At 47.7% G+C, this 15,293-nt stretch carries 15 protein-coding genes; all 15 read right to left on the bottom strand.

Features of this window, described 5'->3' with window-relative positions:
* Nucleotides 1-50 precede the first annotated feature (50 nt).
* Nucleotides 51-845, bottom strand: a complete 795-nt coding sequence (locus HCU74_RS00300; RefSeq protein WP_168448407.1) for an SDR family NAD(P)-dependent oxidoreductase — start codon at nucleotides 843-845, stop codon at nucleotides 51-53.
* Nucleotides 846-902: 57 nt separating this feature from the next.
* Nucleotides 903-1,919, bottom strand: coding sequence for a zinc-binding dehydrogenase (locus HCU74_RS00295; RefSeq protein ID WP_168448406.1), 1,017 nt, complete (start codon nucleotides 1,917-1,919; stop codon nucleotides 903-905).
* A 26-nt stretch (nucleotides 1,920-1,945) separates the two neighbouring features.
* Nucleotides 1,946-2,776, bottom strand: a complete 831-nt coding sequence (locus HCU74_RS00290) for an SDR family NAD(P)-dependent oxidoreductase (protein WP_168448405.1) — start codon at nucleotides 2,774-2,776, stop codon at nucleotides 1,946-1,948.
* Nucleotides 2,777-2,823: 47 nt separating this feature from the next.
* A complete protein-coding gene (locus tag HCU74_RS00285; RefSeq protein WP_168448404.1) occupies nucleotides 2,824-4,953 on the bottom strand; it encodes a molybdopterin-containing oxidoreductase family protein in 2,130 nt (709 codons plus the stop codon).
* Between the two features lie 90 nt (nucleotides 4,954-5,043).
* Entirely contained in the window at nucleotides 5,044-6,165 is a 1,122-nt protein-coding gene (locus tag HCU74_RS00280; RefSeq protein WP_168448403.1) for an acyl-CoA dehydrogenase family protein, read from the bottom strand.
* Nucleotides 6,162-7,352 carry an acyl-CoA dehydrogenase family protein gene (locus HCU74_RS00275; RefSeq protein WP_168448402.1) on the bottom strand — a complete coding sequence of 397 codons (1,191 nt, stop codon included), beginning with the start codon at nucleotides 7,350-7,352 and terminating at the stop codon, nucleotides 6,162-6,164. The genes HCU74_RS00280 and HCU74_RS00275 overlap by 4 nt, the downstream gene beginning before the upstream one ends.
* Nucleotides 7,353-7,486: 134 nt before the next feature.
* Nucleotides 7,487-8,569, bottom strand: a complete 1,083-nt coding sequence (locus tag HCU74_RS00270) for a phosphotransferase family protein (RefSeq protein WP_168448401.1) — start codon at nucleotides 8,567-8,569, stop codon at nucleotides 7,487-7,489.
* Between the two features lie 23 nt (nucleotides 8,570-8,592).
* Complete coding sequence (locus HCU74_RS00265) at nucleotides 8,593-9,336, bottom strand: SDR family NAD(P)-dependent oxidoreductase (RefSeq protein ID WP_168448400.1); 744 nt, start codon at nucleotides 9,334-9,336, stop codon at nucleotides 8,593-8,595.
* 13 nt (nucleotides 9,337-9,349) lie between these two features.
* Nucleotides 9,350-10,405 (bottom strand): alcohol dehydrogenase catalytic domain-containing protein, encoded by a 1,056-nt coding sequence (locus HCU74_RS00260; RefSeq protein WP_168448399.1) that lies wholly within the window; start codon nucleotides 10,403-10,405, stop codon nucleotides 9,350-9,352.
* A 16-nt stretch (nucleotides 10,406-10,421) separates the two neighbouring features.
* Complete coding sequence (locus HCU74_RS00255; protein ID WP_168448398.1) at nucleotides 10,422-11,633, bottom strand: acyl-CoA dehydrogenase family protein; 1,212 nt, start codon at nucleotides 11,631-11,633, stop codon at nucleotides 10,422-10,424.
* Nucleotides 11,634-11,720: 87 nt separating this feature from the next.
* Nucleotides 11,721-12,557: an enoyl-CoA hydratase/isomerase family protein gene (locus HCU74_RS00250; protein WP_168448397.1), complete on the bottom strand. Its 837-nt coding sequence runs from the start codon at nucleotides 12,555-12,557 to the stop codon at nucleotides 11,721-11,723.
* A gap of 15 nt (nucleotides 12,558-12,572) precedes the next feature.
* Entirely contained in the window at nucleotides 12,573-13,037 is a 465-nt protein-coding gene (locus HCU74_RS00245; protein WP_168448396.1) for a DUF3237 domain-containing protein, read from the bottom strand.
* A gap of 5 nt (nucleotides 13,038-13,042) precedes the next feature.
* A complete protein-coding gene (locus HCU74_RS00240) occupies nucleotides 13,043-14,062 on the bottom strand; it encodes an NADP-dependent oxidoreductase (protein ID WP_168448395.1) in 1,020 nt (339 codons plus the stop codon).
* 31 nt (nucleotides 14,063-14,093) lie between these two features.
* The gene (locus tag HCU74_RS00235) at nucleotides 14,094-14,486 is read right to left on the bottom strand and encodes an EthD domain-containing protein (RefSeq protein ID WP_168448394.1); all 393 of its coding nucleotides are present in this window, start codon (nucleotides 14,484-14,486) and stop codon (nucleotides 14,094-14,096) included.
* Between the two features lie 7 nt (nucleotides 14,487-14,493).
* Nucleotides 14,494-15,264: an enoyl-CoA hydratase gene (locus HCU74_RS00230; RefSeq protein ID WP_168448393.1), complete on the bottom strand. Its 771-nt coding sequence runs from the start codon at nucleotides 15,262-15,264 to the stop codon at nucleotides 14,494-14,496.
* Nucleotides 15,265-15,293: the final 29 nt, after the last annotated feature.

The raw sequence follows: 15,293 nt of genomic DNA, 5'->3' as shown, positions 1-15,293 counted from the left end.
ACGCATACAAAAAACTCAACAGCAAAACCGCAGAATACAAATTCGACGGCTTAATTCTCTTCTAGTGGATACGCCTTAGCGACGATATACATCGATAAGCGCAAAGGCATTAAGCTAAATATTGCAGCAATAATTTTATTTACCAAGCCATGAACAATCACTACTTTGCCAGACTCAACAGCATTAACCGCTTGCTGTGCAACAACGGCTGCGGACATGCCGGGGCGTTGTTTCATTTTTTCGACATCAGCAGATTCAGGCATAACATCAAATATTTCGGTTTTAGTCATACCCGGACACGATGCGGTAGCATAGACTTGGCTGTTGCGTAACTCCCCCGCCAATGTTTCAGTATAAGATTTAATAAAAGCCTTACACGCTGGGTATACACCGGCTCCCGGCGTACCCGGTAAAAATGCCGCGACGGAGGCCACATTAATAATATGCGCTGGCGCGGCCTTCTTTAAATCTGGCAAGAGCAGCTGGGTAAGTGCGACTGGGCCAGTTAACATGATTTTGAGAAAGCGTTCATACTCACTCAGCGCAGTTTCGTCTAGCCTGCCGGTAATGCCATAACCCGCATTATTTACCAACCAACCTAGAGGTGTGCCGATTTCACGCACCTTGTCGCTTATCTGCTGTTCAACTCCTTCGGCGGCTAAATCTATCGCCAGGCAATGTACAGTGATGGCGTACTTTTGCTCCAATTCGGCTTTTAGCGCCAATAGCCGCGCTTCACGACGAGCCACAATGAGCAAATCAAGACCTTTGCTGGCAAGTATCCGCGCAAACTCTCGCCCTATTCCCGCAGACGCCCCCGTAATTAATGCTAATTTTTCACTCATATTATTCTCTTAATTGTATTGAACGCAGGGGGTAAATACTTGGCTTTGAATTACTGCTCAGCGACAATCCAAAATAATTTTTCCCGCCACCGCACCCGACGCTAATTTTTCGTGGGCTAGTTGCACCTGTGCTAGCGGTAAAATTTCGGCTATCACAGGATCAATTTTTTGTGCGGCTGCCAAGCTAAGTAAAGCCTTTAAATCCGTCTGCGTTTTAACGAGATTACCAACCGACACGCCGTAAAATGAAAACCGTGACCGTAACATGGTCATTTTCACCGACAATGCGCCAACTAATAACGCTAAAAGACCACCCGACATTGTATTGCGCTCTTTATCATGCAGACCCAAATTACCATAACCAACCAACTGCCCACCCTTTTTCAGCAATTGCTTTGAGCGCTTCCAGTTAGATGGCCCGATAGGGTCTAAAATAACATCAAAACCCTTGGGTTCCAGTGCTGAGCATACTTGGACAAAGTCGTCGTTGCGGTAGTCGATCGGCACACAAGCGTATTGCTTCAATAAGTTATGCTTAGGGCTAGAGGCCGTACCATACAGCTTTAATTCTAGGTGGCGCCCCAACTGTAAAACCGCACTTCCCACGCCGCCAGCGGCACTGTGAATCAGCAGAGTGTCATTGGGTTTTAAATGGCAAGTGCGGTATAGCATTTGATATGCGGTTAAGTAATTCAAACCCAGGCACACCGCTTTCTCGGGGGCAACTGAGTCCGGTACAGCAACCACTCCGCGCTGATCTGCTACCACGTATTGCGCATAGCCGCCAAATTGCGTCAGCGCCACAACCCGAGTCCCTTCGCTAAACGCTGAGTCGATTGGTGCTTGTTCAACAATGCCAACCACATCATAACCAGGAGTAAAGGGCAGTTTGGGCGCCCCCGGATACTTACCGTAGCGCATCATGACATCTGCAAATGCCACACCGGCAAACTCAACGCGAATAAGCAGCTCGCCCTTCTGGGGTGTCGGAATATCTGCATCTACTACATTGAGCTGATCTACCCCACCATAGCCAGTTAACATTACGTGTTTGTGTTGAGCCTGTTTACTCATAATATCCTCGTTTGGTTTGGCTTAGTTTACTGCTGCCACTTTTTTTCCATATGCAGCATCAACATCCCCATCCAGCGTACAAAAGAATTTGGAAATACGCGGCTCAAAAACTCTGCTATTACTGCATCAACACCGACCAGTTGGCGCGGCCTATTTTTCAAGGCACCCCTAATAATAATTTTTGCGGCTTTATCTGAGGAGGTCAGCGCAATGCTATCAAAGGCCTTAATCATGCCTTTATGGTCAAGTCCACTGGGCATGGTTTCGTAGCGACTATTACGCATCATATTGGTTTTAATACCGCCGGGATGCACCGACGTCACATGAATATTACTGCCCCGCAGTTCTTGCATAAGTGTCTGACTAAAGGCCTTTACCGCGTGCTTGGAACAATTGTAGGCCGCACTATTAGGAAACGGAATAAACCCCACTAAACTCGACAGATTTATAATATGTGCATCTGGGCGTTGCTTTAAATACGGTAAGAATGCTTTGCAACCATACAAGACACCGTAAAATACAATGTTAAACGCCCAGTTAAAATCATCGTAATCTAACGATTCAATAGGCGCATTAGCGGCTACCCCAGCATTATTAATCAGCACATCCACATGACCATGGTAGGCTACGACATCATCAGCCCATTGATACACAGCATCTTTATTTGCAACATCCACGTTATGACTACAGACCCGTAGCCCAATATTCAATAATGCCTGAGTCTTCGCCAGTCCCGCTTCGTTAATATCAGCCAACGCCAAGCAAGCACCTAGCTGTGACAAATTAATTGCTAGCGCCTGCCCTATACCCGAGCCTGCACCAGTAATCGCTACGACTTTATTATTAAAATTTTTCATCGCTTAAGCTCTTAGATCAATGAATAGCACACATGCTTCACCCTATCCTAGGCAAGCCCTCTCACCTCAACTTGAATACCGGTCATATGTGACTGATTACTGAGCTTTTCATAACTGTTCAACCCCATTGGAAGCAGTTGATTAACGTTCACCCCGGGAGACGCCTGAGCGACTTTCATACCATGGCTCTGAACATTTCCTAAACCATGGGTCATGGCAACCACACCCACTCTGAGTTTTGGATCTAGGCCAAGTTGCGCAGTTATCTCGCCATTAACATTGCTAACGACTACCGTGTCGCCCTCTTGTAACTGCCGCAATGCAGCGTCGCGAGGATTCATCCATAAAGGGTTGCTGGCGTGTATACCTCTTTTCAGGGCTGGCAAATTCTGCAACCAACTATTGTGCATATAGTTGGTCCGCAAATTAATCAGCTTCAATTGGCCACTTTGCTCTACGACCAACTCATCGTATATTCGGGACGCGTTTTCGATGGCCTCAGCAAAAATAGCCGGGCAACAATCAACCCTGCCATCGTCATGTTGAACGCCCTGTTCGAATACCGACGCAGGTGCCGTTTGAGCTAGCACTTTGGTTTGGCTAGGCATAGCCTTTAACTTCGCAATGCTTAGGCCACTCGCAGACAACATCCGCTCCATTCCAGAAAATGCTTTAGGGGAGTCACTTTCTGGCATTTCCGCCATGCCCAACTCGTGCAGCAAACGCGCAAGTATCCACCATTCGTTTTTGCGTTCGGCTTTAGCTGCTACCACTGCATCGCTATATTGAGCAAAGGGTTCGAGCTGAAATCCCAAACCTAGACTGTTAACGTCCGCACGCTCAAGCCAATCAGTCGCTGGCAACACGTAGTCAGCAAGTTCACCAGTGGCATTACGATAGATATCGATCACCACAATAAGCTCGAGCTTGTTGAAAGCCTGCCTAAGTCGCGACTCGCCCGCCATTGACAATAAAGGATTGCCGGAATTAATGATTAAGGCGCGAATCGGCTCATGTTCAGCGTCAATAAAGTCGGCCAACAAATTACCGGGTAACACACCAGAAATCGCCCTGATCTTACCCAGTGGGCTATCCATATAATGGTCAGATACCGAGGACTTTCCTAAAGCGGATATCGAAAAGAAGCCCGGAGAATATATATTCCCACCTTTTCGGCCGAGATTGCCGGTAATAAAACTGAGCATATTCAATAGCCAATAAGCCAAGGTGCCCTGGCGGCCCATATTAACGCCCGTAGACATATGGATACTGGCCGCCTTAGCTTGTGAGAAATCCTTGGCTACTTGGCAAATGTCAACAGCATCGATACCGGTTACCGCTGCCGCTCGTTCAGGTGAATAGCGATTGACAAAATCGAACAGGCCTTCAACATTTTTACCATACTGTTCAACATGAAGACGATCGACGGCATTAATAGCTAAGACGTGATGTATCACCGCAGCTAAAAAATAGACGTCGGTGTCTGGTTTTATGAGTAATACCTCACCGGTTGCCGGGGTCGATGATTCTATATTTCTCGGGTTAAGAAAAACAACTTTGCCGCCGCGCTTTTTAATATCGCGAATTTTATCCATAGGTGCAGTGGTATGCACAAAACTCATGTGCGATACCTTTGGATTACCACCAATACACAAAAAATAATCGCTATGTAATAAATCTGGAATCGGGTGAAGTAGGCTCGTGCCAAAGACCGCCTCACTACCGGCCATCTTATTAGAGCAATCTTGCGTCGCAGAACTAAACACTCGCCGCGAACCGAGTTTCGCTAGTGTCTGCGGCAATGCCGTCGTTGAAGTGCTATTAAATGCCGTTGGATTGCCGTAAAACCCAGCTACCGCCGTATCGCCATATTTGGCCTGAATAGCCTGTATACGGGTAGCAATATCGGCCATCGCTTCGTCCCAGCTTACCGCCTGAAAATCGCCCTTATCGTCTTGCCGTTGATTCAAACGACGCAGGGGTCTATCTAAGCGGTCGGGGTCATTATGCACTTGGGTAAACGTTAAGCCCTTGTGGCAGGCGAAGCCTTTATGTACCGGATGGTTTTTATCTGGCTCTAATTTAAGGACTTTGCCATTTTCGACGTTTGCGAGTAAACCACAACCCGGCTCACAAATACGGCAGAAGGTAGGAACTTTGCGACTATTATTTTCCATACTATATCCTTTAACCTCAGTAAGTGGGAATTGCCCTGACAATCAAACCTAGCCCCGACCGCGACACCGCTCAATTGGCTACATCAAAACCTACGACAGTTTAATAACGCGCTTTAAATGATAATCTGCATTCCCAAATAGGGTATCTATAGCCAGTAAACGTTTATAGAGCCGCCCCACCAAGAGATCTTCTGTAAAACCCATGGCGCCGTGCAATTGCACAGACTGTTCGCCAAGAAACCGCCCGGCTTCCCCCACCTTCACCTTTAGCATCGCCGTAATTAGTTTTGCATCGGGTGCAGATTCGACCTGCTTTATCGCCGCTGCATACAATAGCGAACGCACTTCTTCGCAGGCCATATACATATCAACAAAGCGATGTTGAACAGCTTGAAACTGAGTTATTTTTTTTCCGAATTGCTGCCGTAATTGGCAGTATTCAATACTGCTATACAGCAAGGTCTCCATTGCACCTAAAGCCTGCGCTGAAAGGGCAATAATGACCTTCTCAATAGCAGCTTCCATTATTGGCAAGGCGGTATTGGAAACTAAGCAGGCTTCTTTCCTGAGCACAACATTGCTTAGGCTAAGCGTTGCCATCGGCAAGCCGTCAAAACTGTAATAGGGGTCAAGCGCTAATCCTGGTGTTTTACGATCAAGTAAAAATAAAGAAATTCCACTCGCATCATTAAACTGCCCTTGTGTGCGGGCAGAAATAAGTAGCTGATCAGCCTGAGCGCCATTGAGTACAAATGATTTTGTGCCATTGAGTGTATAGCCCTGCTCACAGACTTGCGCCACGCATGATTGCCGCGCTAATTCAAATCGACTGTCAGCCTCATACAAGGCAGTGGCAATAGAAGTATTACCGCTGACAATATTTGCAAGTAAACTAGAGACGACGCCTCCCTGCGCAGCCTTCGCATCTACCTCACTTGCAAGCAATAACTCCCCCGCCAACAGCACCGACAAATAAGGCTCAAGCAGAAGGCCACGACCCAGTTCTTCGCATAGCACCATGACATCGATAGCTGAGCCACCAACGCCGCCGCATTTTTCTGGTAGCGACAGTCCCAACCACCCCAATTTGGCAAAATCTTGAATAAGCGAGACTTCGGCATCGGTGCTTTTAGGACTTGCGCCACACTCTTTAACATAACGATTTGCCGAGTCACGCAACATGATTTGTTCTGAGCTTAAATCAAAATTCATGAGCGCAGCCCCAATACTTGTTTAGCGATTACATTTTTTTGAATCTCAGTAGTACCGCCGTAGATCGTTTGGGCACGATCAAACAAATATTTTTCGGTACACATTGCGCCACTAAGACCTTGGCGTTCACTTAGTGGCAATGAAACTGCTTTTTCAGTCAGTCCATCAGCCCCGGCTAATTCAAGCATTAAGGTACTCACTGCCTGGGCGCATTCCGTCGCCAATATTTTTAGAATAGAAGATTCATTTCCTGGTGCAGCGCCCACTTGGGTGGCAGACAAAATACGTAATGTCGTGTACTCGAGGGTTTTTACTGCTATTTCAGTGCGCGCTAGTTTACTGGCAAATAAAGGGTCTTTAAGTAGGGAGCTACCGCCAACGCCTGCGGTTCTAGCGGCATTTTTTATAAGCGCAAGCTCTGCTTTTCGCGCCCCGACATGCGCATAAGAAGTGCGCTCATGGCCGAGCAAATATTGAGCGTAATGCCAGCCCTTGCCTTCGTCGCCGATCCGGTTTTCTATCGGCACTCTGACATTATTAAACTCGACACGATTCAGGTGATGTTCGCCATCTATTGAGCGAATTGGTATTACCTCAACACCGGGGCTGCGGATATCAACACAAATAAAGCTAATACCGTCGTGACGAGTAGATGCTGGGTCGGTACGTACTAAACAGAATATCCAATCAGCAAAATGGGCATAACTAGTCCAAATTTTGCTGCCATTAATGCAGTACTCATCCCCCTGGCGATCTGCCCGGCATGTTAATGAAGCCAGATCCGAGCCTGCCCCCGGTTCAGAATAACCCTGCGCCCAAAAAGTAGTGCTGTTTAAAATGCCGGGGAGCCAACGCTCGCGCTGCGCTTCACTCCCAAAGGTGTATAACACCGGGCCAAAATACAACAAGCCCATGGGAATAACATTTAGTGCCCCAGCTATCTCTAACTCTTCATCAAATATATAACGTTGCACTACCGACCAGCCGGGACCGCCGTGCTCCTTAGGCCAGTTAACCGCCAGCCAGCCCTTTTTAGCCAGTGCCTGCTCAGAACGCTGATAATCGGCTTTAACCATTGATTTTCCAGCGCTAACTTTAGCAATAATGTCTTTAGGATAATCATTTTTAAAATAGTCACGAACTTGCAGCCGAAACAATTCATCCTCTGCTGAGAAATTAAGATCCACAGACCACTCCTTTAATACTAAACACTAAAAATTCGACTTAACGTCACGCTATAAACGACCGCGGTTTCGTTGACATCATAGCCTCCTCATTCTCGGTTTAAAAAATAATTTTTATCAAAAAACTAGAATTTTAACTAGCGTGAAAATAGAATCGTATGGTTGTCCACACTAGGGGCTACGAGTTCATTTAGAATAAGACTTACTCGCTCTTTCACCTCCAGTAGATTATTTTTATTCACATGCACCGTTTCCATGGCGTCAGCCTCGTAAATCGCTATTAGCTGGGCGATGATGATTGCAAAGCGAAACAGGGCCAAAGTCCAATAAAAGACCAAGGCCTCGGTGTCTCGTGGGTAATCTGATAAGGCGAGATAATAATCAATTGCCTCACTTCGGCTCATCCATCCATCGGCCTCATAGGGCATTCTGGCTAAATGCTTGAATAATTCGCTATCGTCCGTACTACCCCAGTACAAAATGGTCACCATCAAGTCAAACAGTGGGTCACCGAGGGTACACATATCCCAATCCAGTACCGCATTTAGCGTCAGTCTCTCGGGATCGATCAACATATTGTCTAGCTTGAAATCATTATGTACTAAGCTATTTGGGCGGAACGTAGGCAAACTTGCTCTCAGCATATTGACGACCCGTTCGGCACGTTCTAAATCGTCCGGCGGCAATACCCGTTTAGCGCGCTTCCCCCAGCCCTCGACTTGGCGTTCAAGAAACCCGTCCTTTTTTCCAAGTGCCGATAAGCCCGCCACATCAACATCGACACGATGTAATTCTGCCAAGGCGCTGAGTGATAGCTCGCCTAGCTTACGACCTATATTTGGCTGCTCAGCCAAACTCTCTGGCAATACCGTGGTAATCGGCGTCCCTTCTCTGAATTCACTGATACAGAAAGGAACACCCGTAATGCTGCTGTCTTCGCACAGGTGAATGGCATTTGGTGCATAGGAATACTGGCTAGCCAAACCTGACAAGACCTTGTATTCCCGAGCCACATCATTCGCGCCTGGCGACGAGCCTTTAGGCGGACAACGCATCACCGCCTTTTGGCCGTTAATATGAATGAGATAATTCATATTTGCCGCGCCCGAAGAGAACTGCCGAATACCAGCATCAAGATCCAGTGCCAAATCGTGGCCAGCCAAATACTGCTTAACACGCTCCCAGCTTTGCGGAGCTTGCTGTTCCTCATTGAAAAACATACTAAACACCTTATTCGTTTTCATCATAGGCCCGAGAGCAGTGTTAAGCCGCCATCAACTAACACCGACGTACCCGTTACATAGGCTGCCAAGGGTGAAGCCAAAAATAGCACCGGCCCAGCGATGTCTTCTGGCGTCCCATAACGCCCGACGGGTACTTTTGCGGCAAACACGGCCTCTGCGTCGGTATTCATTTGCTTAGCAGTAAGCTTGGTTGGTACTGCGCCAGGGCCAACGCCATTAACCCGAATGCCTAACTTCCCCCACTTCCAGGCAAGTACTTTATTCAAATGCTTTAAGCCCGCTTTGCTCGCGGAATAAGCGGGGTTATTACGCGCCACCTGATATGCCACAACCGAATCCAGATTTACAATACAGCCCTGGCTTGCCGCCAATAGATCCTTAAAACTATTGCAGACATCCATGACGCCATTCAGGTTAACGGTCATAACGTGATCAAAGCCGTCGCGATCAAATTCCTTGCTGCTGTACAGTACCGTTCCTACGGCATTAACCAATACATCTAGCTGACTAAACTCCCTAACGAGCGCTGCAACACTGGCATGATCGACCACATTTAATTGTAAAAATCGCAAGTCTGAAAAATCTTGTTCGTAGTCATTTGCTGAGCGAGTGCCAGTAATACTGACCTCGGCGCCAGCCGCCCTAAAGACCTTGGCGATGCCGTAGCCAATACCATCAGAGCCACCGGTAACCAAAACCGTTTTCCCGGTAAAATCCAGCGCGTTCGCAAACTTGGTCGTCATAGTAGATTCTCGCTCAAGGGATCATCATCATTTTTAAGGTATCGTCGCCACGGGCATCAAACTTGGCGTAGGCTTGGGCACCATCCGCCAATGAATAACGGTGTGAAAACATATTTCCAGCCTTAATTCGCCCTTGCTGTAAAAGGGGGATGAGTTCTGACCACGTATTAACGACGCTGGCAACGCCGGTAAACAAACTAATGTTTTTCATTTGCACATAAGCCATTGGTAAGACTGCACCCTGCTGGGCAATACCCAATACCGAAACGCGCCCGCCAACACGAACCAACTTAAATGCCTGAGAAATGGTCGCCTCAAGCCCAACGGCCTCAATAACACAATCTGCGCCTAAGCCCTGAGTTTGCTGCTTAATTATGGGCATTGCTTCATCTGGCGATAGGCTAATGGCGCCCAGCGCTTGCGCAAGATCACGACGGTGGGCAACAGGGTCTATACCGTAAACACGCTCAGCACCAAGGGCGTAGCAACACTCCACCGCCAATAGGCCAACGGGGCCTAAACCAATGACCACCGCGATTTCGCCGGGTGCTAATTGCGCGCCTTTAACACCAAAATAGGCGGTGCTAAGCGCATCGGTAAGTAGCAATGCTTGATCATTACTGACCCCGTCGGGAATTGTTCTAGCGATAAGATCCGCGTGGGGCACCCTGAAATAGTCTGCCTGCCCGCCATTTAAACCGAGATGGGTTCCGAATGCCCCGGCCATGCGCGGTTGATGGCAATGCGCTATTTGCCCGCGCAAGCACGGCGGGCAATGACCACAGCCGACCCCAGGTGACACCATTACCCGGTCGCCAACCCGGTGCTGTTTTACAGCAGCACCTACTTCAAGCACTTCGCCTATGGTTTCATGGCCAACGCAAAACGCTGGCATCGCCTTGCTATAATCATGAGGGCCAATACGGTCGCCATGGTAAATATGCAAATCCGAACCGCATATCGAGCACGCTTTTACCGCAATCAGAATATCACTAGCTGCTTCAAGGGTGGGATCGGGGAAACTGTCGTAAACAATGTTTCTCGATCCCTTAAAAACCAACGCTTTCATTATAATTGCCGCTTATTTATTGGTATTGCTTGATCAAACGGCGCCCTAACTGATCCATATGGACCTCGTCAGGGCCATCTGCAATGCGGATATATCTTGCCAAGGTCCAGTAATAGGCAATAGGGGTATCATCACTAACGCCCATTCCCCCGTGAATTTGAATCGCCCTATCCGCCACTTGCTGACACATGCTTGGGCCAACAATGGTAATTGCCGTGATTAAATCCATAGCGGCGCGATTTCCCTCCCGATCCATTTTATCCGCCGCTTGCATAGTGAGGAGGCGTGCCTGTTGAATTTCACAAAAAGATCGTGCGATATCTTGTCGAACAGAGCTTTGCTCACTCAATTTTTTACCGAAGGCAACGCGGCTATCTGCACGCTCTATCATCAATTCCAAGCAGCGCTGAGCGGCGCCGACCATACGCATACTATGGTGGATTCGGCCTGGCCCAAGCCGACCCTGCGCGATTTCAAAACCCCGGCCCTCGCCGAGCAACAAATTATCTCTCGGCACCCGAACATTGCTCAGCGACACTTCGGCCTCACCACCTGGCGAGTTCATACTATGAAATACGGTGAGACAGCGTTCTATTTTCACCCCGGGGGTATTACGAGGAATTAATATCATTGATTGCTGCTGGTGTTTTGGCGCATCAGGATTGGTTTTGCCCATCACAATCAATATTTCACAGCGCGGATCCATAATGCCGGAGATCCACCATTTCCGACCATTAATCACATAATCGTCACCATCTGCGACAATCGACGTTTCAATATTCGTCGCGTCAGAAGAGGCTACCTGAGGCTCGGTCATGAGGAAGGCCGAGCGGATCTTGCCTTCTAGCAGCGGTATCAACCATTGCTCCTGCTGCGCTGGCGTGCCAAACATCTTTAAAACTTCCATATTGCCGGTATCGGGCGCCATGCAATTAAAAATTTCACTGGCAGGTGTACATGCGCCGGTCAGCTCAGCAACTGGTGCATACTCTAAATTGGAGAATCCTTGTGCGTAGTCCCCATACGCATGCGGCAAGAATAAATTCCACAAACCTTCAGCGCGTGCCTTATCTTTAAGGCCCTCCATTTCTGGCCACACTTTCCATAAATTCTCAGGTTTGTGATTCCACTGCCACCAATCGTTCTCTAGGGGCCGTATTTCAGTCTCTATGAAGCGTTTTGCGCGATCGTAGAGATCTTGCATTTTGGGTGTAAATTCAAAGTTCATTGCTATAGTCCCTATATACTTTTTATCTGCTTTTTATCACTACAAACGCGCAATCAATATGAAAAATCTAAGTCGTCGCCGCAGTGATTATTCGCCACTTTTTTGCAACAGTATCGCGTCGAAATTAACCAGTTCAATATCCCGCTGCTGAAGTCCCGCGGCGAGTGCCAGCAGTATTCGCTGCCTCGCTTCGTTGCTACTTGCTGCAGCGGTATAATGCTTCTGTTCTTCAATTAAACGTTTTTCAATTGTCCATTCTGGTTTTATATTAATCGAACGCTTAACGGCAGCAATCGCCTCACTGGGGAAAGACGCAATACGCCGCGCTAATGCGTCAACGGTTTCACTAATGGAATCTGCGGGTAGGGCCTGATTAATATAGCCATAGCGCTCGGCTTTTTCTGCACTATAAGTTTCACAGCCTAATAGAATTTCCAAAGCCCGACCTCGGCCAACCAATTCCGGCAATCGTGTACAGCCGCCACCGCCAGGAATAATACCTAAGGCCACCTCTGGTTGACCCAAACGCGTTTTGCCAATGGCCGCGAAACGCATATCAAGTGCCAATGCAAACTCACTTCCGCCGCCATAAGCCTGGCCTTCTATTTGCGCAATAGACACCTTTGGCATGGTTCGGAACATCTCGAAAGTCTTATTAATTAAATTTAAGCGCTCTGGATCGAGGGGATTATCTTGGGTATGAAGCAATAAATTGAGGTCTGCGTGGGCAATGAAAAAATCTGGATCTGCGCTACGAAAAATAATAACGCGCAGCGCCTCATCCACCGAAAGCAATTTCGCTAGTGCGTATAACGCCTTAATCATCCTTAAATCCATCAGATTAATTGGCGGATAATCAATGGTGACCGTTGCGATATGATCGTTTACCGTTACCTTAAAGCATTCTATCTCGTCATATGTCATTGCGTGGCATCTCGCTCAGGCTAAGGAATGAACGCATTCAAATACGCGATATTCAACAGCAGATGCACCGGCAACCCGGCCTTCTGCCACGGTGACAATATTGTTTAACCACTGATACTTTTCATGACCACATTCAAAGCGCGGTTGCGTCATAAAATAACAATCACCAAAATCGCTATAGCCCTTTCGGTATACTTCTGCTTTAAAGGCCGGAGGCATATCTGCGACCCCGGTATAGTGCATATAAATAGGGATGCCCTCGCTTGATTCGATGACCAAACGAACATTTATACGAAAGTAACCATTGACGTCGGTTAACTGGAATTCACCGCCAGCAGGAAGTAATTTCCCCGACAAGGCATCTCCCCATACCTCACCGCCTTTAATCCGCAAAATATCGCGCACACCAAATGCAGCGCTGCCAATATGAATAGGTTTATCGAGATCGGCTCGATAAGAAAACAGCGGTTTTAATTCCATTGCGGTTAGTCCTGCCAGCTCGGGTCAACTTTCACAATTAACTTGCCTGTATTGCTGCCATTAAACAGTCTAGCTAGCGCCTTTGGCGCAGACTGCAAACCATCAACAACGTCAACTCGATATTGCAATTGGCCTGAGCGCAAGCCCTTTTCAAGGTAGTCAAATGCCTCTTTTTCCCGCTGAAAGTAATCAATAACAATAAAGCCCTTTAATGTTGCCCGCTTCATTAATATATTTGCGAAATTTTTAGGCCCGGTAATAGCCCCTTCATTATTGTATTGCGAAATCATTCCGCACAGCGGGATACGCGCACCAATATTGATTTGTTCCAATACCGTTTCCAAAATTTCACCGGCGACGTTATCAAAGTAAATATCGATACCCTTTGGGCAGGTCGCAAGCAGGCTTTCACGGATATTCGCGGTTTTGTAGTTAATCGCGGCATCAAAACCCAGGGTCTCGGTGAGCCAGCGGCATTTCTCGTCGCTACCGGCCAAACCGACAACCCGGCAGCCTGCCTGTTTACCCATTTGCCCAACAAGTGACCCAACTGCGCCCGCTGCCGCTGAAACCACTAAGGTTTCACCTGCGCGAGGCTTACCAATATCCATAAGACCAAAATAAGCTGTCATCCCAATCGGGCCAAATATCCCATGATAGGCGGTAATGGGAAGATCTTCTGTTACTCGTATTTTTGAAATACCGCTACCATCATCAATAGCGTAGCGCTGCCAGTTCAACATACCCTGTACGAAATCACCTTGCTTGTAACGGGGATTGAGCGATTGCTCCACAACACCAACGCCACCACCGCGCATAACATCGCCGATGACGACGGCGGGAAAATAACTATCCTCTTCATTTACCCATAAGCGATTTGTCGGATCTAAAGACAGGTACAAATGTTTGATCAACACCTCACCAGCTTGTAATGGGGGTATAGCCTGCTCAGACCACTCAAAGTCGTCCTCACTTAAATCAGTGACTGGACGTTTGGCTAAACGCCACTGCTGGTTCATTTCCATAAGAAAACCTTTCTTTTAATTTTTAAACGCATTAATCAAGACGGTATATTTCATGCTCTTCTGTAATAAACAAACTTGAGGAAGAGAAATCGATGAAATTGCGTTCGTCATCGATTAGGCGCTGTTGAATATGGTCAATTTTATCTTGGTCTATTGGTGAAGCATTCTTCGCTGCCTGCTTATCAACGCGAAACCAAAATTCTGTAATACCGTCATAGGATTTACTTTCGATTCCGCGTTGCTTACGCATCGCGTCCGCAGCCCTAGAATTGATGGCATGACTTTGCACATAACGAAATGCACCAAGGAACTCAGCATACTGTTTTACCAATTGAGCATGCTTATCTAGCCAATAGGCGTGAAATTGGTCTCGGGTGAGGCTGGGGTTTCGGTGTATGCAATACACTAATTTAATCAGTTTCATAGGGCGCTCAAGTCTGCGTACGCCCTCTATTGATTACACTCTCTCTGCGTTCACTAATATCACTACTGCCCTGTGTGGCTGAGTGCAGATCCATTGCCAGCTTTTCATACGTCAGCGCATTTTGTAGCGACATGCCGGCGCCTTCGTTAATCACACGCTTGTAGCGAACCAAGGTAGTGCGATGACAACTACTAATATCTTTGGCAATCGACTCACAGGTAGGCAGTAAATCCGCGGCGTCCACAACGCGGTTGACTAAACCCCAGGACTCCGCCTGCTGAGCAGGCAAAAAATTCCCGGTAAACGACAACTCGCGCGCACGATTAATACCGATCATCCGGGACAAACGCTGGGACAAGCCCCAACCTGGGACGAGGCCTACGCGGGCATGGGTGTCGACAAAGCGCGCGGTATTAGTCGCAACTAACATGTCGCACCATAAAGCCAATTCAAAGCCTCCGGTTGCGGCGACGCCGTTAATGGCGCCAATAACCGGGCGGTCAAATTCTAATATCGCCGATTCGATATCGTGATCACCCTCCAGCTTAAATCCCTCTAAGCTTTTCTCGCTCAATTCCTTTAGGTCCAAACCGGCGCAAAATGCCTTACCTGCACCAGTAAGAATTACAGCAGCGATATCTTGGTCTTGCTGTAGCGACCGAAACGCAGCAGTTAATGCCTTCATCATCGCTTGCGATAAGGCATTCATAGAATCTGGGCGGTTTAATGTAACGGTGGCAACCGAAGATCGTTTCTCCACAATAACTAAGTCAGTCATGAATACTCCCTTTTTTCAAGGTAATAAGG

The sequence above is a fragment of the Spongiibacter thalassae genome (genome assembly GCF_012272835.1).
GTDB lineage: Bacteria > Pseudomonadota > Gammaproteobacteria > Pseudomonadales > Spongiibacteraceae > Spongiibacter > Spongiibacter thalassae.
The sequence above is the reverse complement of the archived record's forward strand: the minus strand, read 5'-3'. Positions and strand labels throughout refer to the sequence as shown.